Below are 24,976 nucleotides of genomic sequence, written 5' to 3' on the forward strand. Positions count from 1 at the left end.
CTTATCCTGTCTGAAAAACGTTATCTAATGTCTGGTAATCAGTATATATAAAAAATCAGACAGATGTATACTAGTCCCACTCATTTGGGAGAATGCTTTTAATGAAAAATTTTCTTTTTCCGCTCATTGCGGTTTTTTTATGGTCACTCAATGCCATCGTCAGCAAAGCAGCAGCGACGGCGATAGATCCGGCTGCAATATCATTTTATCGTTGGGCTTTAGCGCTTGTGGTGATGACACCTTTTGTTTTTCGATCAGTGCTTAAAAATAAACAAATTGTGATGAAACATTGGTGGCAGCTCGCCATTTTAGGTGCTTTAGGCATGATGATTTATCAAAGTCTTGCCTATTATGCCGCTCACTCTGTCAGTGCCACATTTATGGGAATAATGAATTCATTAATTCCATTATTAACAGTTATTATCAGTATTTTTGTGCTACGCATTATTCCAACCGTGGGTATTGTTGTTGGTGCAGCCCTCTCGTTATCAGGCTTAGTGTGGCTAGTCAGCCAAGGCAATCCAAGTAGTCTGTTAACACACGGTTTAGGTACGGGTGAGTTACTAATGATCATCGCTTCCGCCGCTTATGCCTTATATGGTGTTTTAACTAAGCGCTGGGGGATTAAACTCTCAAGCTGGGATTCTCTGTATATACAAATCTTTTTTGGCGTAATTTTATTAATACCAAGCTTTGTATTAGCAGATGACGTCTCATTAAATAGTCACAATATTGGATTAGTTTTATTTGCTGGTATTGCCGCATCCATTATTGCGCCGGCAATGTGGATCCAAGGAGTCATGCGCTTAGGTGCCAATACCACGTCAATATTTATGAATCTTGCTCCGGTATTTACAGCCATTATTGCCATCTTTGCACTCGGTGAAGAATTAAAAAGCTATCACTTAATAGGCGGAGGTGTGGTTTTATTAGGTGTAATGCTAGCGCAACAGCTCCGCACGCCGCTAACTCAAGTCTTTAGCCGTAGGAAAAAAACAACGCAGGAAGATAGCTGCCAATAATAACGATACGATTACAGTCTATCTATTCTATAGCGTGATATAAGTTTGAATGCAATGTCGTAACCAATATGCCCCACTTCCGTGGGGCTATTTCTATATAGATACCTTATGACGCTAATTTAGATAAATATCTTTTCATTCCCCTATTAATATTTATTGCGACTATGCTTTTTCGTGTGCAATGGGAATGGGATCTCAATGTTATATATTTTATTAATCATCCTACTAAATTTGCTTTTTATATATTTCGAAAATGCTTCCTTTAAAATTCTCAAGTCTTGCTTCAATATTGGAAAATGAAACCTCGTTACATTCATATCGATCCTTTTCATTTAAGTGATGAGACATATTTTACGATTTCAACCATAGATAAGTTCTCATACTTACAGCACCAATAATTTAACAAAATGATTTTCCATCAAGACTAATCACTTTTTTTCAAAAAAAAACGAGAACCTAAGTTCTCGCTTTTTCTATTCGCACAATAATGACGCGATTTAATATAAATTACGCTTTATATTTGCTCATCACTAATGTTGCGTTTGTACCGCCGAAACCAAAGCTATTTGACATAACAGTATTCAGTGCTTGCTCAGTAGGTTTAGTCACAATATTCAAACCTGCTGCTTTTTCGTCAAGATTTTCAACGTTAATACTTGGTGCAATAAAACCATGCTCTAACATCAATAAGCTATAAATTGCTTCTTGAGCACCCGCAGCACCCAATGAGTGACCTGTCATTGCTTTAGTTGCAGAAATTGCAGGTGAATCATGACCAAACACTTCTTGGATAGCTTCTAGTTCTTTCGTATCACCTACAGGCGTTGAAGTACCATGAGTATTAATATAGTCAATTTTGCCTTCAATACCGTGCATTGCCATTTGCATACAACGTACCGCACCTTCACCTGAAGGAGAAACCATATCGGCACCATCAGAAGTTGCACCATAACCCACAACTTCAGCATAGATGTGCGCGCCACGTGCTAATGCATGTTCTAACTCTTCAACAACAACAATCGCGCCACCACCTGCAATAACAAAACCGTCACGGTCTTGGTCATAGGTTCTAGATGCTTTATCTGGCGTTTCATTGTATTTCGTTGACAATGCGCCCATTGCATCAAATTCACAAGTCATTTCCCAGCTCAGCTCTTCACCACCGCCAGCAAAAACAACATCTTGCTTACCTAATTGAATAAGCTCAACGGCGTGACCGATACAGTGCGCAGAAGTAGAACAGGCTGAACTAATTGAATAGTTTACGCCTTTAATTTTAAACGGAGTTGCCAAGCAAGCTGAAATACCTGATGCCATTGCACGCGTTACCATATAGGGACCGACGCCGCGTAAACCTTTAGCACGCATACCATCAGAACCCGCCACTTGGTTACGAGGTGAACCACCACCTGAACCAACAACAATACCAGTACGTAAATTTGAAACTTGGTCTTCTGCTAGATTTGAATCTTTAATTGCCTGCTCCATTGACAGGTAAGCATAGACGGAACAATCACTCATAAAGCGGCGGATCTTACGGTCAATCAAACCGTCAGTATCCATTTTAACATTACCCCAGACATGACTACGCAGCCCTGCCTCTTTAAATTCTTCTGAGAAAGTGATCCCGGAACGACCTTCCTTCAGAGAAGCCAGTACTTCTTCCTGGTTATTACCAATGCTGGAAACAATACCTAGGCCAGTGATGACTGCACGCTTCATTCGTTACCTCATAACTATAATTATTTGATTGCGGGATTACATGCAGTCACTTTAGCTTACACTTGTACGCTGAACAAGTCCGATCAGGGTAAATATTTGTATTTTTTTATTTATGACACTCATAAGACTTTTATGTGAAGGTAGCCTTACGCCGTCATCAGCGCTAAAATTCAACCATTATTTAAGTAAAAATGGATTGTAACGTGAAAAAGATAGCCATAGAGACTGCAAACCTTAGCTGGAATGAGGAAGGTACGCCAATGTCTGAACAATTTGAGGATATTTATTTTTCAAATCAAAGTGGCTTAGAAGAAGCACGCCATGTGTTTTTACACGGAAATCATTTCCCTGAACGTTTCTCAACTCATCCATTTAAAACCTGTGTTATTGCAGAGACCGGATTCGGTACTGGATTGAATTTTCTCGTGTTATGGCAAGCTTTTGTTCAATTCAAATTAGCTAACCCACAAGCTACAACACAACGTTTACATTTCATTAGCTTTGAAAAATACCCTTTAACAAAACAAGATTTAATTACAGCGCACAGCTGTTGGCCTGAACTTGCCCCGCTATCAAAACGATTATGTGAATATTGGCCACAGCCCCTAGCTGGAAACCATAGAATACTCTTAGAAAATGGCGCGATAACCTTAGATTTATGGTTTGGTGACGTTAATGAACAGATATCTCAACTTAATTTCAGCTTAAACAATCAGATAGACGCTTGGTTTTTAGATGGATTTGCCCCATCAAAAAACCCACTTATGTGGAGCGAACAGCTGTTCACTACAATGGCAAAATTTTCCAAAAATAATGCCACATTTTCCACTTTTACCGTAGCGGGTTTTGTCAAAAGAGGATTACAACAAGCAGGTTTTGCCATTCATAAAGCCAAAGGTTTTGGTCAAAAGCGTGAAATGCTAATTGGTAGCTTAATTAAAAAAAGCACTGATCTACCAACACCATGGTTTGCACGATTACCTGCCAGTAAAACTGATGATATTGCCATTATTGGTGGCGGATTAGCCAGTTTAACCGCCGCTTATACCTTGATGAAACGCGGCGCTAAAGTCACACTTTATTGCAAAGACAAGCGAGTAGCCCAAAATGCATCAGGAAATCGACAAGGGGCAATTTACCCGCTACTCACTGGCAATAACGATCCCCTAGAACGTTTTTTTGTCAGTGCATTTCCATTTGCCTCGCGCTTTTACCATTATCTCGCCACCATAGGATTAGAATTTGATGGGCAGTGGTGTGGCGTGAGCCAACTCGCCTATAATGATAAAATTGCTCAAAAAATTGAAACCATGTTACAAACACAGTGGCCAGAAAATTTTGCAGTTGGTAAAAGCAAACAACAACTGAGTGAAATTTGCGGAGTGGATGTAAATCATTCAGGTATTCACTATGCTACTGGTGGCTGGCTCTGCCCTGCTCAACTTTGTGACAGTTTAACTCAATATCTTCAAGCGCAAGGTGTTGAGTTTTGTTTTGAACATGAGGTTAACCAACTCGAGCACAACGACGATAATTGGCAATTAGATATTGATGTTGCTGGCACAACAAAACAATTCATTCATCAAACTGTTGTTATCGCTAATGGCTATAAACTCAGACAATTTACACAAACCGAATACATTCCAATCACGCCTATTCGTGGACAAGTCAGCCATATTCCAACCAATCCAACACTCCAAAAGCTGAAAAACGTCCTCTGTTTTGAAGGATATTTGACCCCAGCAGACTCATCAAATGAACAACATTGTTTAGGGGCGAGTTATCAGCGTGAGCATCTTGATTTTGATTATAGTGAAGAAGAACAGCAAGGTAACAAGCAAAAGCTCATTGATAACCTGCCGGATCTAGCATGGCCACACGAAATCGATGTATCACAACAACGTTCACGTCAAGGCATTCGCTGTGTCATCCGCGACCATATGCCATTAGTTGGCAATGTCCCTGATTATGATAAGCTCATGTTGATATACAAAGACTTACCTCAACAAATGGCGCGCAAGCAATCTATCGCCAATGCCCCCGTTCACCCCAATTTATTTATTTTAGGCGCTTTAGGTTCTCGCGGTCTTTCAACGGCACCGTTATGTGCGGAAATTTTAGCATCGCAAATTTTTGGACAGCCATTGCCTTTAGATGATGAAACCTTAGCAGAATTGCATCCTAATCGGTTTTGGGTAAGAAAATTGTTACTTGGCAGGAAAGTGAAAAAGCCTTACTAATGAATTGTATTGGTCTGCTATTTATATCTAGCAGACCAACTATTTAAATTAAAATAATTTCCATCGCACATCTATCTTGGGGTTCAAAACCAATATCTAACTCATGCTGCACAATTTGTTGTAATGCAGATGTTAGATTTTCTTTTTCAATAATTGAGAAACCTAAACGTTGATAGTAAGGTGCATTCCATGGAATTTCACAAAAAGTCGTTAGTGTAATTCGCGCTATCCCTAAATTAACTGCCGTATTAAAAACCTGCTTAATTAACTGCTTGCCAATACCTTTTCCTTGCCATTGCTGACAAACAGATAATTCGCAAATGTGCAGGCTATTTTCGTGTTTTTCGAAATTAATAAAACCAATAGGCTCATCACTATTATTAACTGCAATCCATTCCATTTGTAACTGAATAAACTCAAGATGGTCTTTCTCAGTCTGCCCATCTCCTTGCGCAATCCAACCAAACTTTTCATGTCCCAAAAAAGTTTGAGCCGCCGATTTTTCAACCGCAGGAAGATATTTAGCATCATATTGATTTGCAAGGCGAATGGAATACATAATGACTCGATAAGTTTAACTAATTGAAGTAATTTAATTAAAAGCGGTTTAAATCAATATAAAAAAATCATATAAGCATTACTCAAAATAGTTCGAGTTGTGGCTAGGCGGCAAGTGAAGCTAATCCCTAGGAGCATACATAAGTATGTGACTAGGATTAGCAAGCGCAGCCAACAACGCCACAGCTTGAAATATGAAGAGTTGCGATTAGCCGGCAAGTGCAGCCAACACCACCACAACTTGAAATATGAAGAGTAATTAACGCACCTCGTTCAACAGCTGCCCCCACATCCCCAACACCAAGATCTGATCAGGTGGTGTCAGCTCGCCAGCTTTAATCGCAGTTTGAATACTTTGCTCAACACGTTGATATAACGCATCTGCGCTTGTTTGGTTTTCTTCTTCTAGTTCTGCCACAGCAAGGGTTAAGTGACCACGCAAGTATCCACCCGCAAATAATTCGTCATCGCTAGCGTGTTCGACCATATCATCAATTTTTGTCAGTATGCGTGTTTCAAAATCCGCAAGCATGCTTAATCCTTACTATCATGAGTGTTTTGATTTATTAAGCGAGGATATCTTCCGGATAAGGGAATGCTTCCGCGCAAAGTGGAGGCGTATTGTAAAACGATTGTAACGCATTAACAAAGCGTAATGGTCGTTCTGGGATACCATTTTCTAAATATAACATCACTTGTGCGTGAACTTTGCGCATAAAAGCAATGCGATCTGGTTCAAAATCACCTTCTAGGTTGTCACAGCTGACATTAAATGGGATCCCCACTGCCACGCAAAATAACCAATCAAATGCTTGAGGCTTAATTTCTACTACTTCAAAATCACATTGTGTTTTTGCATCACGCCCATCAGGGCAATACCAATAACCGTAATCAACCTGCTGACGCCTTGCTTCTCCCGCAATGCACCAGTGAGAAATTTCATGTAATGCGCTGGTAAAAAAACCATGAGCAAAAACAATGCGATGATATGGAATAGATTCATCAGCTGGTAAATAAATAGGCTCGTCATCCCCTTTTACCAACTTGGTATTATATTCTTCACCAAAACATTCTTCGAAAATATCAATTAAATGCTGATAATTATGTGTAGTCATGAATAATTCAAATCATCTTAAAATAATGAGAGAAACCAAGCCTTGATTACGTCGCCATGGCTGTCATGAAGCAATTTAATGCTCATTAGCAATGAAATAATCACAATCATTGGTCGGATAAGTTTTTGTCCTTTAGTCAATACTAAGCGCGCACCTAACCTAGCACCGATCATTTGGCCGATTAGCATAACAAAGCCAAGTACCCAAAGAACATGACCTCCGATAATAAAAAACACTAAGGAGCCAAAATTAGAAGCAAAATTGAGTAATTTTGCATGGGCAGTCGCTTTCGCTAAGTTATAACCGAGCAACAACACATAACCTAATGCTAAAAATGAGCCAGTTCCCGGGCCAAATGCGCCATCGTAAAAACCTAAGCTCATGCCAATTGCCACCCCAAATACAGGCATGCTAACGCGTTGCTGTCGGTCTTGCGCACCAATAGATGGCGTCAATAAGAAATAGAGCCCCACGCAGATAACCATAATCGGCAATAACTGCTTGAGAAATGCGGTATCAATCATCTGGATAACAATTGCACCAATCATCGCGCCTATCATTGTCATAATGAAAGGAAAGATTTGTTCACGCAGATTAATCGCTTTTCGCCGAACAAAATAGAGGGTTGACGAAAATGAGCCGCCTACCGCTTGCAATTTATTGGTCGCCAAGGCTTCAACGGGGGTAATACCCACAGATAGCAGTGCCGGTATAGTCAGTAAACCACCGCCACCAGCAATAGAGTCAATAAAACCAGCAAAGAGAGCAACGAAAAAAAGCAGTAAATAAACTTCCGGTGCAACGGCGGTCAGCCAATCCATTTTCACAATCCAGACAAAGAAAATAATGACGTAATATACCTTTATTTATCCATAGCGATAAGCGCCTCTAATAAACAAATGTATCACTGCCCAGATGAGATATTTTGAAAAAGGCATCATCCAAACCTTTATTTATCAGTAGGCAGATAATCTCATCTACCTACTGAATAACCCTATAAACAAACATCAATCAGATTAACTATGGGGTTTTATGCAAAAGGTTTCATTGTCGGGATAACATCAGCACACTGCCCACGATGACGTAAGTAATGATCCATCAATACAATCGCCATCATCGCTTCTGCAATAGGTACTGCACGTATACCCACACATGGGTCATGACGACCTTTGGTTATCATCTCGACTTCTTCACCATCACGATTAAGTGTTTTACCTGAAACAGTAATGCTTGATGTCGGTTTCATCGCAATATGCGCCACGATAGGCTGGCTGCTACTGATCCCACCTAAAATCCCCCCTGCATGATTTGAAGTAAAACCATGTTGAGTAATTTCATCGCGGTTTTCACTGCCTTTCAAGCTAATAACACCGAAGCCATCACCAATTTCAACGCCTTTCACCGCATTAATACTCATTAAGGCATGAGCAAGATCGGCATCTAAGCGATCAAATACGGGTTCACCTAGTCCTGCGGGAACATTTTCAGCAATAACAGTGACTTTAGCGCCAATAGAATCACCTTCTTTTTTTAATCCACGCAGCAATTCATCAAGGGCATCAAGCTTAGTCGGATCTGGGCAGAAAAATGGATTTTCTTCGACAATTGACCAATCTTTGATTTCGCATTCAATGGAACCCATTTGAGTCAAACAACCACGAATTTGAATGCCTAACTTTTCTTGTAGATATTTTTTAGCAACTGCACCAGCAGCAACTCGCATCGCCGTTTCACGGGCAGATGAGCGTCCACCACCACGGTAATCGCGCTGACCATATTTTTGCTCATAGGTATAATCGGCGTGCCCAGGTCTGAAAACATCTTTAATTGAACCATAATCTTGCGAACGTTGATCGGTATTTTCAATCAATAAACCAATGCTAGTTCCTGTCGTTATGCCATTAAATACACCGGATAATATTTTCACTTGATCGGGTTCACGGCGTGCCGTTGTGTAACGCGATGTACCAGGACGACGACGGTCTAAATCGACTTGTAAATCTGCCTCAGTCAGCGATAACCCCGGCGGTACCCCATCGATAATACAACCTAATGCCAATCCATGAGATTCACCAAATGTTGTAACACGAAAAAGTTGCCCTATTGAATTTCCAGCCATCCCGAGTTTCCTATTTTAAGTCTATGCTTATATTATTAATATGCGATGTTGTATTTGATTACATTATTCTATGAAACAGTGCAACTATTCTCTCAATAACTCAAGCAACAGCAAGGTATACATAATATGTAGTTCGCACAAATGTGCACGATAAACAAAGCTGAAACTTGAATATAATGAGTTTACTAATTAGTCAATATACAAGTCAAAAAGTCCATGATGTTCAACAAGTTGCTCACGCGTCAACATGAACACACCTTCTCCACCGTATTCAAAATCAAGCCAAATAAAGGGAACTTCTGGGTACTGTTCAACTAAATGCACCATGCTGTTTCCGACTTCGCAGATCAAAACCCCCTCTTCCGTCAGAAAACGTGGCGCATTAGCTAAAATACGACGAGTCAATTTTAAACCATCACTACCTGCTGCAAGTGCGAGTTCAGGCTCAACACGGAATTCTTCAGGTAGATCGGCCATATCTTCCGCATCAACATAAGGCGGATTAGTGACAATCAAATCATATTTGATATCAGGCATATCTCTGAATAAATCAGAGCGCATTGGTATAACGCGGTGCTCTAAGCCGTGATTAGCAATATTTTGCTCAGCAACGGCTAGTACATCCGCAGAAATATCAACCGCATCCACTTCTGCATCAGGGAATTCATAAGCACAAGCAATCGCAATACACGCACTCCCCGTACACAAGTCTAAAATATTTTGCGGCTCATCCGATAATAAACCCACAAAATGGTTGTTAATTAACTCAGCAATAGGTGAACGAGGAATTAATACACGCTCATCCACGTAAAATTCATGACCACAGAACCACGAGCGATTCGTTAAATAGGCCACGGGTATGCGATCATTAATACGACGTAATACACGCTCAATAATACGATGACGTTCTGTTGGCGTTAGACGCGATGTGAGAAGCTCATCGGGTAAGTCGAGCGGTAAGTAAAGAGTAGGTAGCACCAGTTGTAGCGCTTCATCCCATGCGTTATCAGTACCGTGACCATAATAAACATTGGCAGCATTAAAGCGGCTCATTGTCCAACGTAAAATGTCCTGAATAGTGTGAAGTTCTGCTACAGCTTCATCAACGAAAATCTTTTCCAAAAAGGGATTCTCCAGTCGGTCTATTGAAAGGTAATATTTGAATGGTTAAAGTTTGCCACGAAGTGAGAGACAAATCAGCAGATTAATACAATAAAATAAAGATGAACATGCTCAAGAAGGGCTATTTGAATGATATTTTGTCTTATTAATGCCCTCGGTCTTCACCGAAGGCATTATTTTGCAGATTATTATATTGTGTTTTTAACTTTCATTTTGTACAAGCACTTCCGTTTGTTTAACGGTTTTTTTTACCCATAAGGTATAAGCGATACTCAAAAGTACCAGCCATATAATTCCAACATACAATGCTATACGCGTATCTTCAAAATAACCCAACACACCAAAAATAAATAGCATGAATACAATCGCAATAATTGGCGCAACAGGCCACATAGGCACAGGGAATTTTATCTGTTTAACTTCTTCTGGCGTCATTTTTTTGCGCATCGCAAACTGAGAGAGCAAAATCATCAACCAAACCCAAATAGTGGCAAAGGTTGCAATAGATGCAATCACTAAGAAAACACTTTCAGGGATTAGATAATTTAAAACAACACCAATTAATAAGACTGCAACCATGACTAACACAGTCATCCAAGGCACACCATTCTTAGTTAACTTAGTAAATACTTTAGGTGCCTGTCCTTCATGAGCCATGCCATACATCATGCGTCCTGCACCAAAAATATCACTATTAATCGCAGATATTGCGGCGGTTATTACCACGACATTTAAAATATTAGCCGCAGATTGAATACCTAAACTGTCAAAAATTTGAACAAACGGGCTACCTTGCTGACCAATTTGGTTCCAAGGATAAATACACATCAGGACAAATAAGGTCAACACATAGAATAATAAGATACGAATAGGAACAGCATTGATAGCTCTAGGGATAGTCACATCAGGGTTTTTTGCTTCGCTGGCCGTGATCCCAATCACTTCTATTCCACCGAACGCAAACATCACCACGGCAAAGGAGGCTATCACCCCACCTATTCCATTTGGCATAAATCCATCGTGAATAAACAGATTCGAAACACCCACAGCATGGTCTGCTGAGACACCAAAACCAAACATCATAATTGCCGCACCGCCAACTATCATCGCGATAATAGCGACAATTTTAATCAGCGATAACCAAAACTCCATTTCACCAAACGTTTTCACATGGCAAAGGTTAATTGCACCAATAAAGCAGATAATACTTAAAACCCATATCCACTGTGCAACATCTGGGAACCATAGCTTCATATAGAAACCAAATGCGGTCACATCTGCCAGACAAACAATCAGCATTTCAAAAACGTAAGTCCAGCCCGTGAAAAAACCGGCTCTAGGCCCTAAGTAATGGCTTGCATATTGTGAGAAAGAGCCTGCAAGTGGGCTATGAACTGCCATTTCACCTAAAGCACGCATCACCATAAAAACAGCCGCGCCACCAATTATATAGGCAAGCAGTACCGCCGGACCTGCTGTTTGTATTGCTTTTGCTGAACCATAAAATAGCCCCGTACCGATTGCAGCACCTAAAGCCATAAATCGTATATGACGCGCAGAAAGCCCGCGTGCAAGTTGTGATGTGCTTTGCATGATTTATCCTTCATATTATTTTATTAGTCTTGCAGATATACACAAAATAATTCAGGCTACATGTAGGCGACAGATGAAGCTATCTGGATAAGCATGCTCTAGAATGCAATTCAGGCAGCTAAAAGAAGTCCACAAGCATGCAACTTGAAGTATAACGGGTATAAATACTTCGGGCAGCCGATACGTCGCCGGCTGCCTTTTCTTTGCTTGATATGCTATTTAGGGAAGATTGTCCCTGTAGAAAACAATGTTGATAATTTATGTTGATTAATCAATTCAATCGCAGCTTCAATGTCGGGTGCAAAGTAGCGATCTTTATCGTAATACGCGACCTGATTACGCAGTGTTGATCGCGCTTTTTCTAGGACTTCACTCGATTTTAGCCCTTCGCGAAAATCCATGCCTTGGCAAGCAGATAGCCATTCGATAGCTAAAATACCGGTTACATTTTTGGCCATTTCCCACAAGCGACGGCCTGCGGCAGGCGCCATAGAAACGTGGTCTTCCTGATTCGCTGACGTCGGTAAGCTATCAACACTTGAAGGATGCGCTAAGGCTTTATTTTCACTCGCAAGCGCTGCTGCTGTCACTTGTGCAATCATAAAGCCTGAGTTTACGCCGCCGTTATTCACCAAAAATGGTGGTAACTGAGACATATGCGTATCCATCAATAACGCAATACGTCTTTCAGATAGTGCGCCAATTTCAGCAAATGCAAGGGCAAGATTATCCGATGCCATCGCCACAGGTTCCGCATGGAAGTTTCCACCTGAAATAATGTCGCCATTGTCAGTAAATACCAATGGATTATCTGACACTGCATTTGACTCAATAAGAATAACTTCTGCCGCTTGGCGAATTTGAGTTAAACAAGCACCCATGACCTGTGGCTGACAACGCAAAGAGTAAGGGTCTTGCACCTTAATACAATTTTCATGGGAATGAGATAGTTCGCTATTTGACGTCAAGACTTCACGGAACAATGCCGCGACATCAATTTGTCCTTTTTGACCGCGAACCTCTTGAACTCGTGCATCGAAAGGTTTACGAGAACCCAAAGTTGCTTCAACACTCAATGCACCACAAACAATGCCAGAAAGGAGTAGATTTTCAGCCTCAAATAATCCTTTAAGTGCAAATGCCGTTGACACCTGAGTACCATTTAGCAGCGCGAGTCCTTCTTTCGCCTCTAGTTTTAATGGTGACAATCCAGCTTTTTCTGATGCTTTTTTCGCTGAGATCCATTTTCCTTGGAAACGAGCTTTACCTTCACCTAATAAAATCAAACTCATATGAGCAAGCGGAGCTAAATCACCTGATGCCCCTACAGAACCCTTGGCTGGTATGAATGGATAAACTTCCGCATTTACCATCGCAATTAAAGCATTAATCACCTCAAGGCGAATACCTGAAAAACCACGAGCAAGACTGTTTACTTTAAGTACCATTATCAATCGAACTATTTCATCTTCTAATGGCTCGCCCACACCTGCGGCATGGGACATCACGATTGACCGTTGTAATGATTGCAAATCTTTGGTGGCAATACGGGTATTCGCCAGTAACCCAAATCCAGTATTGATGCCATAGGCCGTTTTATCTTCAGCAATAATCTGATTTACGGTAGCAACACTTTTTTCAATCGCAGTATGAGAACGTTTATCTAGCGAGATAGTGACTGAATGCTCAAAAACATTGCGCAAATCGTCGAGTGTCATTTTTCCTGGGTGAATAGTTAATTTAGTCATCGGTGGCACCCCTTAACGTGTTTTTAGCATAGGTAAATTAAGATTTTTTTCTTGCGCGCATTTAATGGCAATGTCATATCCTGCATCCGCATGGCGCATCACCCCAGTCGCCGGGTCATTATGCAAAACGCGAGCAATACGTGCAGCAGCTTCATCAGTACCATCACAAACAATAACGACGCCCGAATGTTGAGAGAAGCCCATACCAACACCGCCACCATGATGCAGAGAAACCCATGTCGCCCCACTTGCGGTATTTAACAATGCATTGAGTAGTGGCCAATCTGAAACCGCATCAGAGCCATCTTTCATTGATTCTGTTTCACGGTTTGGACTTGCAACAGAGCCTGAATCTAAATGATCGCGCCCAATAACGATTGGTGCAGAAACTTCACCACTTCTGACCATTTCATTAAACGCTAAACCGAGTTTTGCTCTATCGCCTAAACCAACCCAACAAATGCGCGCTGGCAGCCCTTGAAAACTAATACGCTCACGCGCCATATCCAACCAGCGATGTAAGTGCTTATCATCAGAAAGTAATTCTTTCACTTTTGCATCAGTTTTGTAGATATCTTCAGGATCGCCTGAAAGCGCAACCCAACGGAAAGGTCCAACACCACGACAAAATAGTGGACGAATGTAGGCAGGTACGAATCCAGGGAAATCAAACGCATTTTCTACGCCCATTTCAAGTGCCATTTGACGAATATTATTACCATAGTCAAACGTTGGAATACCCTGTTGCTTAAAGGCCAACATAGCTTTTACATGCTCAGCCATCGATTTTTTGGCGGCAAGTGCAGTTCCTTTCGGATCTTTCACGCTTTGCTCACGATACTCATCCCAACTCATGCCTATAGGTAGATAGCCATTAAGCGGGTCATGAGCGCTGGTTTGGTCTGTGACCATGTCAGGTTTAACGCCACGTCTTACTAATTCAGGTAAAACTTCTGCCGCATTAGCACACAAAGCAATAGAAACCGCTTTACCTTCTGAGGTATATTTTTGGATACGGGCTAAGGCATCATCAAGGCTAGTCGCTTGCTCATCCACATATTTCGTTCTTAAACGAAAATCGATGCTGTTTTGCTGGCATTCAATATTGAGCGAACAAGCGCCGGCTAAAGTTGCGGCTAGTGGTTGAGCACCACCCATCCCACCAAGGCCAGCGGTTAGCACCCAGCGTCCGGTTAAATCACCATTAAAATGTTGGCGACCTGCCTCAACAAAAGTTTCGTAAGTCCCTTGGACAATCCCTTGGCTACCAATGTAAATCCAGCTACCTGCTGTCATTTGGCCATACATGGCCAACCCTTTAGCATCGAGCTCATTAAAATGTTCCCAAGTAGCCCAATGTGGCACGAGATTTGAGTTAGCAATGAGTACGCGAGGTGCATTTTCATGGGTTTTAAAAACACCAACAGGCTTTCCTGATTGAACCAACAAAGTTTCATCACTTTCCAATTTTTTAAGCGATTCAACGATTTGGTCATAGCATTGCCAGTTACGTGCAGCACGGCCAATTCCGCCATAAACCACTAATTCATGTGGATTTTCTGCAACATCAGGATCAAGGTTATTCATCAACATGCGTAAAGGCGCTTCTGTCAGCCAGCTTTTTGCATTAAGTGTATTTCCTCGTGGAGATCTAATTTCGACATTTCTATATTTATTATTGAGTTCTGTCACTTTTATATCCTTTTGCTATTACGTCGCTGGTACTGACAGCGTCATTTATTCTGATTCGGTCTCCATATAGATATAGTTGTATATACATGTACTATCAATTAGTTTTTTAACAACTAAATTAGGTGAAATAATAATAAATATAATTATTTTCAATAAATATCATGCAGATAAAATATTTTTATACACTTGCAGGGCAATTTATTTCTTCTGAATTTGCCTGCCAAGTCACATTTCATTCACAGTCAATTTACATTCAATGAAATTTAACTTAAGAAAAAAACAATTAGGTTTAGTGATTCAATCAAAATATGACGGGAAGTTTTAGCGGATAAAAGTGGAAAATAATGGGCATAATTCATTAACCACTTTGCTGTATAAAAAGATATTTAAAGGGGTATTTAGGAAGAAAAACGACCTTTTAATTTATAACGATGACCGGGAAACAATAATTTTGTACTCGTAACCGTGAAAGCTTGTGACCATGTTCGACGTGTAATCAGCAAACATGAAGACCCTGCATCAATATGTAATAACCTAGCAGAGCGCTCATCCGCTTCCACCGCTTCGACAATATGTTCACCCTGGGTTAAAGGTGCTACTTGGGAAAGATAATCGTGAGGAGTGATGGATGAAAAATTTTGTTTTAGATAGTCAGGTGCGGCTAATGCATTAACATACCGATCTTCTATTTGTACTGGAACATCATTTTCAAGATGCACAATAACAGAATGAAAAACAATGTTGCCTGACAATATATTCAATTCTTGCGCCAATGCAGCAGAGGCCGTAACTTGCTCTAACTTAATAATCTTACAGCTATACCGATGCTTTCTCGCAACAATTTCAGATTCAATACTGTGAATTTCAAATAATGCAGACTGCCCTTTTGGTTCAGCAACAAAAGTTCCCACGCCTTGTAATCGGATAAGCAGACCTTGTGCTGTTAATTCACGTAAAGCACGATTTGCGGTCATTCGACTACATTGAAATTGAATAACTAATTCAGATTCAGAGGGAACTCGGTCATTTACCTGCCATTCACCCGTCACTATTTTCTCAGTAATCAAATGCTTTACCTGCAAATATAATGGGATTGGTGTGGCTGATTTCTCTTTTTTATCGGCTGTCACAGTTATTTCCAGTTTAGTCAACAAGATGGCCAAACCTGCCTCTAAGATCTTCAAACCTTAAACACAGGCTACTTCACTACTTTCGGTTCCTAATCATCCTGACAGTCGTTAATAAAAAAATGCTACTCAATGGTATTAAATAAAACTAAGCCCCATTGAGTATTTATTTATAGAAAAGTGTTACTGCATATATTGAACATGATCCTAACCCGCAGCAATAAGAACTTTATTAATTATCACGATAATTCGTGCCATTAGTCTCTTTTTTAATATTATTTATTATGATGCGTAATCGTCCCTTGATGCACTCGCATATACAGAGGGTTACTGCCTTGTTCATAAATCATTTCAACAGGTTCGTGAGCATTCCAAACCACAAAGTCTGCTTGAAAACCTGCTTTTAGCTGTCCATGACTATGTTCACGTCCAAGCGCTTTTGCAGCATGACAAGTTACCCCAGACCAAATTTCTTCTGGTGTTAATCTAAATAGCACCGCTGCCATATTCATTATCATTCGTAAAGATGCAAACGGACTGGTTCCTGGGTTAAAATCAGTAGAAACAGCCATGGGTATTTGATGTTCGCGCAATAGCTCAATGGGTGGCAATTTAGTTTCACGTAAAAAATAAAATGCTCCCGGTAATAAGACGGCAACTGTACCGCTCTCTTTTAATGCTTTAATACCATCCAAATCAAGATACTCGATATGATCGACAGATAGTCCTTTAAAGCTCGCCACTAATTCACTACCGCCCAGATTCGATAATTGTTCCATATGACCTTTAACTGGGATCCCTAATTTTTGCGCTGCTAAAAATAATTTCTTACTTTGATCAAGTGAAAAACCTACGCTTTCGCAAAATACATCGACAGATTCAAAAAGCCTTTTTTCCCACAATTGAGGCATTATGGTATGGCAAATGAAATCAATATATTCATCTGGCTTACCTTTGTACTCAGGTGGAACGGTATGGGCAGATAATAGCGTCGAGCTCACTGTAATAGGATAAACCGCAGATAATCTTTTCGCGACTAACAGTTGTTTTTCTTCACTGTCAAAATCAAGTCCATAACCTGATTTCATTTCGATAGTCGTCACGCCTTCTCGGATTAACGCCTCTAGCCTTGGCTGTGATGCACGAAATAATGCATCTTCATCTAATTGCCTTGTTGACCGCACTGTAGAATTAATACCGCCACCTTGCGCACTAATTGTTTCATACGAAACGCCATTCATTCGCTGCTCCCACTCAGCAGCTCTATCACCACCAAACACTAAATGCGTATGGCAATCAATCAATCCCGGTGTGACCAACCGTCCCTCAATATCAATAACCTGACATCCATTTGTGTCAACGGTATCACTAGGCAGTATTGCCATAATTTTATTATCACGAACAATCAAGTCATGACCTTCGACTAATCCATAAGCAGTTGTTAAATCAGTATTCATTGTAGCAATGCGGCCATTGCGCCATACAACATCTTGAGATTGAGTTATAAATGACATTGAATTTCCTATTACTATTAAGGCGATATTTGTCAGCTTCACAAATAAAAGTATATATATGTATATACAATTAGACTAAGAAACCATCTCTTGTCAATATATAACAAGTCAAATAGTTATAAATTTGTTACACAACATGGATATTATTCAATTGTGACCGTTTAAACGGAAAATAGGTTACACTACAGAAAGTCATATCAATCTAAAAATAACTAATTAAAACACGATGAAAAACAAATTTGGACTGAAAGATGAAGATATTCATCTATTCAAAGAAGCGATTACTGGTGCAAAAAAGATCCGCCAAGATCAGATTTTACATGCACCTATTCGCGCTAAAGTCACAAAGCCATCCAGCAAAAAAGTGATGCAAGAACAAGTTGATGCTTCTTTTTATTTTTCAGATGAGTTTCAGCCACAACTTGAAGATGAAGGTCCAACTCGTTATTTAAAGCCTGATTCAAACCCCTATGAACTCAAAAAATTACGCAGAGGCGATTACACCCCTGAGCTTTTTCTTGATTTGCATGGGCTAACGCAGATGGAAGCAAAAAAAGAAATCGGCGCACTCATTGCAGCCTGTAAAAGAGAAAATGTATATTGTGCCTGCATTATGCATGGACATGGGAAGCATATATTGAAGCAGCAGACGCCACTATGGCTTGCGCAGCATCCAGATATCATTGCTTTTCATCAAGCACCCAAAGAATGGGGGGGTAATGCAGCACTTTTATTGTTAATTGAAACCATCGAGAGCGCTCGTCGTTAAGCACTCTTTATCGATAAGTTTGCATCATAACTTAAGTATATGAGTTATTTTGCAAACATCACTTGTGAAGGACTTAGCATCCATTCAACATTACTTTTCAACTGTTCCATATTGAGATTAATGCAAGCGATAGTTGATGTCGTAAACATCGGAGGTTCTTTATGTGGGCACAACTCCGAAACCAAATATCCCACCAAGGGTAAATGAGAAACCACCAAAACTGCATTAGCGCCCAACGTCGCCAAATCACGAATATGATCGGCGACAAATGCTGCATGCCCTCCAGGTGTTAACTCCTCCATCACCTGCATTTGCGTTGGTAATTCAAGGTTATCCCTGATGACTTGTAAGGTTTGTTCTGCTCGTAAATAAGGACTAACTAACACTTTATCGATATCAATCTGTGGCTCATGATGATTTAACCACTGTGCCATTAATGCAGACTCATCTCTTCCCTTTTGGGTTAATGGTCTTGCAGAATCACTGGGAGCCTGTATTGCCGCATCACCATGACGCATAATATAAACTTGCATAATCCACCATCTGGGTAGCCAATCCTAAATGAATGGCTATTCTTTTTGTTAAGATAATTGTTGTAAAAGTCACCATCAGTTGGGGTGAAACCTGATTCTGCAATAAACCACAGATAAATAAAATGACTTGCATTGTTTTTTGCTGAAATTTTTTATTAATATCTTTCGTCAGTATTTTACACTTATGGCTAAACTAGACTCTTACTCGAAAAAACATCACAAAAAAACCTGATAACCCAAGTGAATGTAACAAATGAATGCACTAGGGTATCAGGTTTTCCACTGAAACTAAAATAGCAAGCTTATTGGCTATAACCCGACTTATTCACTCTGAGTGGGATAAAAGGTTTGGTTATCTTTAGCCATTTGACACAATAAATCACAAGGTGAAAATTTTTCACCGTGGCTTTTAGCTAAGGCTTGCATTGTCTCCACTGTTTTAGCAATACCTAAACTATCCATATACCTAAAAGGACCACCAAAAAATGGCGGAAAACCAATACCAAAGACAGCACCGATGTCGCCATCTCTTGCACTGCGAATAATTTTTTCATCTAAACAACGTGCCGCTTCATTTAACATCAACATGACACAGCGCTGTGCAATATCTGTTTTACTCAATTTATTATCAGGTTGAACACCAATTAATGCGTAAATTCGTTTATCCACCTGCCGTTTTGGTGCCTTTTTCCAAAATAACAGTTTTGAACTTGTATGGCCGTACTCATAAAAACCTCGGCCATTCTTTTTTCCTTTCCTGTCATCATTAACCACTTTGTCTAAAGCTTCTGGTGCCTTAAATCTATCGCCAAAACGCGCAACAAGAATAGGTAATATTTTGGTGCCTACATCAATCCCGACTTCATCTAGTAAATTAAAGGGACCAACAGGAAAACCGAAACTGACTAATGCACTATCGATATGTTCAATCGACTCACCCTGTACAAGGCATTGAGTTGCCTCACATAAATAAGGCGCTAATATTCGGTTCACATAAAATCCAGCATCATCACCAACCACAATCGCCGTTTTACCTTGACGCTTAGCAAAAGCAACTACAGTGGCAATTGTCGTGTCATCCGTATGTTTATGAGGAATAACTTCCACCAACGGCATTTTATCTACAGGACTAAAATAATGCAGACCAATAATTTTTTCAGGGTATTGAGCTTGTGCAGCAATTTGATGAATAGGTAATGACGATGTATTTGAGGCAAAAATAGTCTTCCCATCGGATATTTGTTCTATTTCAGCGACCATTTTTTGCTTCAATGCTAAATCTTCAAAAACTGCCTCAACAACAATATCTGCTTTTTCAAAACCTTGGTAATTCACAGTTCCCGATATTTTCGACATTATTGCCGCTCTTTCACGAGCAAGTAATCGCCTTTTTGATACTCGTTGGGTGAGCAAATCCCAGCTATAACGTAATGCCTGAGCCACGCCTTTATCCGAAATATCTTTAATACGAACAGGTAATTTTCCTTGGGAAGCACTGATATACGCAATTCCACCGCCCATCAAGCCACCGCCAAGAACACCAACTTGCTGAATATTTATCGGTTTTGCTTTAGAACCTGTTTCATTTTTAAGAGAAGTCACGGCAAAAAATAAACTACGTAATGCGGCAGATTCAGGAGTCATTACTAACTCGCCAAACGCTTTAGCTTCTTGGGCATAGCCCGCTTTCGCCCCGTTATTCATACCAGTTTTAACAACTTGAATAATTTTATCCGGTGCCGGATAGTGGCCTTTCGTTTTACTAAGTGCTTTTTGTTTTGCACTATTAAACACCTGATTACGCAATAACTTGCTACTCAATAAGCGCTGTTGCCAATGAATAACAGGTCTCTTTACACCACCTTTTTTAGCCAACTGCACAGCCACATCTAATAAAATGGATTCAGGTACAACATCATCAACTAAACCTATTTTTAGTGCCTGTTTTGCTCTTAATTGCCGACCCGTTAGCATTAAATCAAGTGCATGAGGAATACCGATTAAACGAGGTAGACGCTGCGTACCACCTGACCCCGGTAATAAACCTAATTGTACTTCAGGCAAACCTAATCGAGTTTTTTCGTCGTTTGAACAAATTCTTGCATGGCAAGCAAGCGCCAGTTCTAATCCGCCACCAAGGCAAGCACCATGAATTGCTGCAATAATAGGGAGTGGATAATTATCTATTTTATCAAACAGCAAATGCCCTTCTTTTGAAAGTTCACTCGCTTGCTCTTTATTTTCACAGTTAGCAATCATGCTGATATCAGCACCGGCGATAAAATTGTCTTTTTTACCCGATGTAATAACCAAGCCTTTAAGACCCGAGGTTGATTGTGCCTGCTGTAAAATAGCCAAAAATTGCTCTGCAAACTCCGCTTTCAGCGTGTTCACTTTTTCATTTGGCACATCAATAAAAATCACCCCGACATTTTCGTTGTAAATTTCTAATCTAAACGCGGGTTGACTAGCTTTTGTATCCATTTCACTAGCAGTTTCAACCTCTATAGCAGAATGTTGTTTCATTATTCCACCTCCAAGATCATCGCTGCACCTAAACCACCCGCAGCACAAGCCGTTGTTAACCCAAAACCACCACCACGCCGGCGCAGCTCATTTAATGTTTGCGTTACCATGCGGGCTCCCGTAGCAGCAAATGGATGCCCATAAGCGATTGAACCACCTAATACATTAAATTTATCCATATCGATGTCACCAATCGCTTGTGTTAACCCAAGTTTCTCTTGAGCAAACTTGTGGCTTGAAAACATTTGAACGTTTGCCAATGTTTGAGCAGCAAATGCTTCATGCATATCAATCAAAGTTAAATCTTGCAGTGTCAGCCCTGCGCGTTTTAATGCAATTGGCGTCGCGTAGGAAGGGCCTAGCAGCATATCTTCCCACACATCAATGGCAGAAAAGGCATAGCTTCGGATGTAACCTAGCGGTGTATAGCCAAGTGCTTTTGCTCTCGATTCTGTCATCATCAATACCGCAGCAGCACCATCAGTAAGCGGTGTACTATTTGCTGCGGTCACACTTCCATGTTTACGGTCAAAAGCCGGTTTTAATTTCGCATAGGAAGATAAAACTGAATTGCCTCTTATTGTATTATCTTGAGAAAAAGCTTGCTTAAATGGTGGCATATAAGCCGTCATGACTTCTGACTCCAACACCCCGCTATCCCAAGCTTTGGCCGCAAGTATGTGTGAGCGATGCGCTAATTCATCTTGCTCTTCTCGACTAATATGATAACTTTTTGCCATCTGCTCAGCGGTATCGCCCATTCGCAATCCAGTAGAATATTCAGCCACACCTGGCGCAACAGGCAATAAATCTTTTAAGCCTAATTTTGAAATTAAAGATAACTTTTGCCCAAGACTTCTCGCTTTACTTAACGATAATAATGTCGCGGCTAATTTCTTTGAAACACCAATAGGCAGTACCGAGGATGAATCTGCTCCGCCAGCAATACCGATTGAAATATCACCAACCATCATACTTTGAGCCACATTAACAATGGCTTGAAAACTGGTTGCACAGGCTCTAGAGACACTATAAGCATCGGTTGATACGCTCATACCCGTGCCTAACACAATTTCTCTGGCGATATTTGGCGCTTCTGGCATCTGCACAACTTGCCCAAACACCAATTGTTCAATCAAAGATTTATCTAAATCACTACGGCATAACAGCTCAGCGACAACTGCCTTACCTAAATCAACGGCAGCAATCCCTTGATAAGCAGTCGCTTGTTTTGCGAAAGGCAAACGTAATCCGCTAACAATAGCGATTCGTTCCTTTGCTGTATAAGTGCTTTCGCCATGTTGGGAAAGTTGATTCATGGGCGCTCCCGCTAAAAGAAAAAATGAAAATTAAAATTGTTTTCTTCAATACTGACCCGCAGAGGTCTGACCTGTACTGATTGTTAACATAATCTTCACAATTATCAAATGGCGTTAATGAAAAATGGGAGCTCGCACGCAACTTAAAGTGAAATAAAAATAGAGGTGAGAAATTATTAAGAAAGGGGATATAAAAAACCCTTTTATCTGGGGATCTGAATTGATAAAAGGGTTATTAGCGGCAATTCAATCGTTTGATTAACGAAGTCCTAACTGAAAAATCAGACTTTCTGCTTCACAAGCAAAATTAAAATCAGCAGTGAGTTCAATACCACCTTCAACAGCCTTGAAGGAATGGGTAATTACACAAGGTTCTGACTCAACAGATTTCGCTTTATCTGTGAGTGTTTTCAACATGGAATCTGCCTCACCTTGTGTTGCGAAAACATGCTGATACGATGCTGTGCAGTCTTTATTATCTAAGACTGTACCTACATCAACACAACAGCAAGCAGCTGTTTCTTCCGCACTACAACGGTTAATCGCATCAGTCATCGTACTCTCCAAATAAACAAACTGTTAAGTGGCTATCATAACGCTGAAAAAGTAGTAAAAACCAGTGTGCATCAATATTTATTGCAAACAATCCAACATAAGTTTGATCTGACCCCGTACATGGTCTTTTATTGTACTTTAATCTTGGTTTTATGTTGTAATTTTGTTAAATGCATCGCATTTTTGAAAACAAGGTCACAATAAACACAAAACATACTTGCAACATATTAGGTGGTCAGACCTATACTCTAGTAACTGGTCTGATTTGTCATAACGACATCCGACCCTACAATTCTGCGCTTCTTGCGATAAGAAGTCGCTTTATTTAAATAAAACATACAAGAGGGTTTTGGTCATGAGCCAGAAAAACCTGTTTAATCGATCAGCTTTAGCAATAGCAGTGGCAATTATATCTTCCAACGCAAGTGCAGCTGGTTTTTTGCTTAATGAATATTCCACTTCTGCATTAGGACGTGCATTTTCGGGAGCAGGCGCAGTTGGCGATAACGCAAGTGAAGGGAGCCGTAACCCTGCGGCAATGATGTTATTCGACCGCCCAGCACTTTCAGTCGGCGCAGTTTATATTGACCCAACGGTTGATATTAAAGGTAAAGGCGGCTCTCCTTTAGGCAGTAATACAACTGCAAATGATATTGCTCCAAGTGCGCTCGTTCCAAATGCACATTTCATTTTTCCTATTAATGATAAGTGGGCAGTCGGCACATCAATGACCACCAATTTTGGGCTAGCAACTGATTTTAACAAGAATTATGCAGCAGGCCCAATCGGTGGAAAAACAGATTTAAAAACTGTTAACTTAAACCTAAGCGGCGCATATCGATTAAATGATAATTTTAGCTTCGGTCTTGGCGCTAATGCAGTCTATGCTGATGCTGAAATTACACGCCATGCTGGTGATCTTGGTGCATTAGCACCAATGATGGGATTGCCAAAATTTCCAGCTAATACAACAATGGCTAAGTTGACTGGTGATGATTGGGGCTATGGTTGGAATGCCGGTATTCTATATGAATTTAACCAAGACAACCGCCTAAGTCTTTCTTATCGTTCAAAAGTAAAGGTTAAATTTGAAGAAGGTAAATTCTCCAATGATATTCCTAAAGGAATATCTGGCCTTTATGGAACTGGTGGAGAAAAAGTCGACGGTAAATTAGATCTCAATTTACCCGACATCTGGGAATTCTCTGGTTACCATAAAGTTGCACCACAATGGGCAATGCATTATAGCGTTGCATATACTGGTTGGAGTACCTTTAAAGACTTAACGGCTTATCAGAAAAGTGATGGAAAAGAGTTATTTCATAAGCCTGAGCACTTTAAAGATGCTTGGCGTTTAGCTATTGGTACTACCTATTTTTATGATGACAACTGGACATTCCGTACCGGTATTGCTTACGATGAAAGCCCTGTCCGCTCTGAATACCGCTCAATCTCAATCCCTGACCAAGACCGTTACTGGTTAAGTGCCGGTACAACCTACGCATTTAATGAAAACGCATCGGTTGACGTTGGTATTGCTTATATGTACGGTAAAAAAGTCAATATTAATGAAAAATTAAGTGAAAACATTCCTAATTCTCCTGTATATAGCTTTAAATCTGAAGGTTCTGCGTGGCTATATGGCGTGAACTTTAACTATACATTCTAAGATATTAGCCACTAAAGTAGGCTTTATTCATTG

20 protein-coding genes are annotated in these 24,976 nt (G+C 40.3%); 4 read left to right on the forward strand and 16 right to left on the reverse strand.

What is annotated here, in order from left to right; all coding sequences use genetic code 11:
• Positions 1 to 101: 101 nt before the first annotated feature.
• Positions 102 to 1,022 carry a DMT family transporter gene (locus AAZR93_RS05490; protein ID WP_434719182.1) on the forward strand — a complete coding sequence of 307 codons (921 nt, stop codon included), beginning with the start codon at positions 102 to 104 and terminating at the stop codon, positions 1,020 to 1,022.
• A gap of 507 nt (positions 1,023 to 1,529) precedes the next feature.
• Here the strand turns inward: AAZR93_RS05490 and fabB are convergent.
• Positions 1,530 to 2,744: a beta-ketoacyl-ACP synthase I gene (fabB, locus tag AAZR93_RS05495; protein ID WP_294107955.1), complete on the reverse strand. Its 1,215-nt coding sequence runs from the start codon at positions 2,742 to 2,744 to the stop codon at positions 1,530 to 1,532.
• Between the two features lie 203 nt (positions 2,745 to 2,947).
• Between fabB and mnmC the strand changes: the two genes are divergently transcribed.
• Complete coding sequence (mnmC, locus tag AAZR93_RS05500) at positions 2,948 to 4,984, forward strand: bifunctional tRNA (5-methylaminomethyl-2-thiouridine)(34)-methyltransferase MnmD/FAD-dependent 5-carboxymethylaminomethyl-2-thiouridine(34) oxidoreductase MnmC (protein WP_434719183.1); 2,037 nt, start codon at positions 2,948 to 2,950, stop codon at positions 4,982 to 4,984.
• Positions 4,985 to 5,027: 43 nt separating this feature from the next.
• On the opposite strand, the gene AAZR93_RS05505 is transcribed toward mnmC, so the two are convergent.
• The 11 genes from AAZR93_RS05505 to hutI form a co-directional block, all read right to left on the reverse strand.
• A complete protein-coding gene (locus AAZR93_RS05505; protein WP_434719184.1) occupies positions 5,028 to 5,543 on the reverse strand; it encodes a GNAT family N-acetyltransferase in 516 nt (171 codons plus the stop codon).
• A 258-nt stretch (positions 5,544 to 5,801) separates the two neighbouring features.
• The gene (locus tag AAZR93_RS05510) at positions 5,802 to 6,074 is read right to left on the reverse strand and encodes a YfcL family protein (protein ID WP_294107949.1); all 273 of its coding nucleotides are present in this window, start codon (positions 6,072 to 6,074) and stop codon (positions 5,802 to 5,804) included.
• A gap of 34 nt (positions 6,075 to 6,108) precedes the next feature.
• Positions 6,109 to 6,657, reverse strand: a complete 549-nt coding sequence (locus AAZR93_RS05515; RefSeq protein WP_434719185.1) for an elongation factor P hydroxylase — start codon at positions 6,655 to 6,657, stop codon at positions 6,109 to 6,111.
• A 17-nt stretch (positions 6,658 to 6,674) separates the two neighbouring features.
• Positions 6,675 to 7,478: a TSUP family transporter gene (locus tag AAZR93_RS05520; protein WP_294350266.1), complete on the reverse strand. Its 804-nt coding sequence runs from the start codon at positions 7,476 to 7,478 to the stop codon at positions 6,675 to 6,677.
• Between the two features lie 209 nt (positions 7,479 to 7,687).
• Entirely contained in the window at positions 7,688 to 8,776 is a 1,089-nt protein-coding gene (gene aroC / locus AAZR93_RS05525; RefSeq protein ID WP_294107941.1) for a chorismate synthase, read from the reverse strand.
• A 189-nt stretch (positions 8,777 to 8,965) separates the two neighbouring features.
• Positions 8,966 to 9,898, reverse strand: a complete 933-nt coding sequence (prmB, locus tag AAZR93_RS05530) for a 50S ribosomal protein L3 N(5)-glutamine methyltransferase (RefSeq protein ID WP_294107939.1) — start codon at positions 9,896 to 9,898, stop codon at positions 8,966 to 8,968.
• A 201-nt stretch (positions 9,899 to 10,099) separates the two neighbouring features.
• Positions 10,100 to 11,491: an amino acid permease gene (locus AAZR93_RS05535; RefSeq protein WP_294107937.1), complete on the reverse strand. Its 1,392-nt coding sequence runs from the start codon at positions 11,489 to 11,491 to the stop codon at positions 10,100 to 10,102.
• A 215-nt stretch (positions 11,492 to 11,706) separates the two neighbouring features.
• Entirely contained in the window at positions 11,707 to 13,239 is a 1,533-nt protein-coding gene (gene hutH / locus AAZR93_RS05540) for a histidine ammonia-lyase (RefSeq protein WP_434719186.1), read from the reverse strand.
• Between the two features lie 12 nt (positions 13,240 to 13,251).
• Entirely contained in the window at positions 13,252 to 14,931 is a 1,680-nt protein-coding gene (hutU, locus tag AAZR93_RS05545; protein WP_294107933.1) for a urocanate hydratase, read from the reverse strand.
• A gap of 398 nt (positions 14,932 to 15,329) precedes the next feature.
• Complete coding sequence (hutC, locus tag AAZR93_RS05550) at positions 15,330 to 16,061, reverse strand: histidine utilization repressor (protein ID WP_434719187.1); 732 nt, start codon at positions 16,059 to 16,061, stop codon at positions 15,330 to 15,332.
• Between the two features lie 272 nt (positions 16,062 to 16,333).
• The gene (gene hutI / locus AAZR93_RS05555; RefSeq protein WP_434719188.1) at positions 16,334 to 17,572 is read right to left on the reverse strand and encodes an imidazolonepropionase; all 1,239 of its coding nucleotides are present in this window, start codon (positions 17,570 to 17,572) and stop codon (positions 16,334 to 16,336) included.
• Positions 17,573 to 17,798: 226 nt separating this feature from the next.
• Between hutI and smrB the strand changes: the two genes are divergently transcribed.
• Positions 17,799 to 18,341: an endonuclease SmrB gene (smrB, locus tag AAZR93_RS05560; protein ID WP_434719189.1), complete on the forward strand. Its 543-nt coding sequence runs from the start codon at positions 17,799 to 17,801 to the stop codon at positions 18,339 to 18,341.
• 44 nt (positions 18,342 to 18,385) lie between these two features.
• On the opposite strand, the gene sixA is transcribed toward smrB, so the two are convergent.
• The 4 genes from sixA to AAZR93_RS05580 all read right to left on the reverse strand — a co-directional run bounded on the left by sixA (position 18,386) and on the right by AAZR93_RS05580 (position 23,274).
• Positions 18,386 to 18,874, reverse strand: coding sequence for a phosphohistidine phosphatase SixA (gene sixA, locus AAZR93_RS05565; protein ID WP_294107924.1), 489 nt, complete (start codon positions 18,872 to 18,874; stop codon positions 18,386 to 18,388).
• Between the two features lie 321 nt (positions 18,875 to 19,195).
• Complete coding sequence (gene fadJ, locus AAZR93_RS05570; RefSeq protein WP_434719642.1) at positions 19,196 to 21,358, reverse strand: fatty acid oxidation complex subunit alpha FadJ; 2,163 nt, start codon at positions 21,356 to 21,358, stop codon at positions 19,196 to 19,198.
• A gap of 41 nt (positions 21,359 to 21,399) precedes the next feature.
• Positions 21,400 to 22,719 (reverse strand): acetyl-CoA C-acyltransferase FadI, encoded by a 1,320-nt coding sequence (gene fadI / locus AAZR93_RS05575; RefSeq protein ID WP_434719190.1) that lies wholly within the window; start codon positions 22,717 to 22,719, stop codon positions 21,400 to 21,402.
• A gap of 258 nt (positions 22,720 to 22,977) precedes the next feature.
• Positions 22,978 to 23,274 (reverse strand): YfcZ/YiiS family protein, encoded by a 297-nt coding sequence (locus AAZR93_RS05580; RefSeq protein WP_294107920.1) that lies wholly within the window; start codon positions 23,272 to 23,274, stop codon positions 22,978 to 22,980.
• Between the two features lie 355 nt (positions 23,275 to 23,629).
• Between AAZR93_RS05580 and fadL the strand changes: the two genes are divergently transcribed.
• On the forward strand, positions 23,630 to 24,943 hold the full coding sequence (gene fadL, locus AAZR93_RS05585; protein WP_434719191.1) for a long-chain fatty acid transporter FadL: 1,314 nt from the start codon (positions 23,630 to 23,632) through the stop codon (positions 24,941 to 24,943).
• Positions 24,944 to 24,976: the final 33 nt, after the last annotated feature.

The sequence above is a fragment of the Providencia sp. Je.9.19 genome (assembly GCF_051129765.1).
In the GTDB taxonomy this organism is placed as follows: domain Bacteria; phylum Pseudomonadota; class Gammaproteobacteria; order Enterobacterales; family Enterobacteriaceae; genus Providencia.

Excerpts from the sequence above, each read along its gene's own strand:
- AAZR93_RS05490 (WP_434719182.1), top strand. The coding sequence starts at position 102 with ATGAAAAATTTTCTTTTTCCGCTCATTGCGGTTTTTTTATGGTCACTC.
- fabB (WP_294107955.1), bottom strand. The coding sequence starts at position 2,744 with ATGAAGCGTGCAGTCATCACTGGCCTAGGTATTGTTTCCAGCATTGGT.
- AAZR93_RS05505 (WP_434719184.1), bottom strand. The coding sequence starts at position 5,543 with ATGTATTCCATTCGCCTTGCAAATCAATATGATGCTAAATATCTTCCT.
- AAZR93_RS05510 (WP_294107949.1), bottom strand. The coding sequence starts at position 6,074 with ATGCTTGCGGATTTTGAAACACGCATACTGACAAAAATTGATGATATG.
- AAZR93_RS05515 (WP_434719185.1), bottom strand. The coding sequence starts at position 6,657 with ATGACTACACATAATTATCAGCATTTAATTGATATTTTCGAAGAATGT.
- AAZR93_RS05520 (WP_294350266.1), bottom strand. The coding sequence starts at position 7,478 with ATGGATTGGCTGACCGCCGTTGCACCGGAAGTTTATTTACTGCTTTTT.
- aroC (WP_294107941.1), bottom strand. The coding sequence starts at position 8,776 with ATGGCTGGAAATTCAATAGGGCAACTTTTTCGTGTTACAACATTTGGT.
- AAZR93_RS05535 (WP_294107937.1), bottom strand. The coding sequence starts at position 11,491 with ATGCAAAGCACATCACAACTTGCACGCGGGCTTTCTGCGCGTCATATA.
- hutH (WP_434719186.1), bottom strand. The coding sequence starts at position 13,239 with ATGACTAAATTAACTATTCACCCAGGAAAAATGACACTCGACGATTTG.
- hutI (WP_434719188.1), bottom strand. The coding sequence starts at position 17,572 with ATGTCATTTATAACTCAATCTCAAGATGTTGTATGGCGCAATGGCCGC.
- smrB (WP_434719189.1), top strand. The coding sequence starts at position 17,799 with ATGAAAAACAAATTTGGACTGAAAGATGAAGATATTCATCTATTCAAA.
- sixA (WP_294107924.1), bottom strand. The coding sequence starts at position 18,874 with ATGCAAGTTTATATTATGCGTCATGGTGATGCGGCAATACAGGCTCCC.
- fadJ (WP_434719642.1), bottom strand. The coding sequence starts at position 21,358 with ATGGATACAAAAGCTAGTCAACCCGCGTTTAGATTAGAAATTTACAAC.
- fadI (WP_434719190.1), bottom strand. The coding sequence starts at position 22,719 with ATGAATCAACTTTCCCAACATGGCGAAAGCACTTATACAGCAAAGGAA.
- AAZR93_RS05580 (WP_294107920.1), bottom strand. The coding sequence starts at position 23,274 with ATGACTGATGCGATTAACCGTTGTAGTGCGGAAGAAACAGCTGCTTGC.
- fadL (WP_434719191.1), top strand. The coding sequence starts at position 23,630 with ATGAGCCAGAAAAACCTGTTTAATCGATCAGCTTTAGCAATAGCAGTG.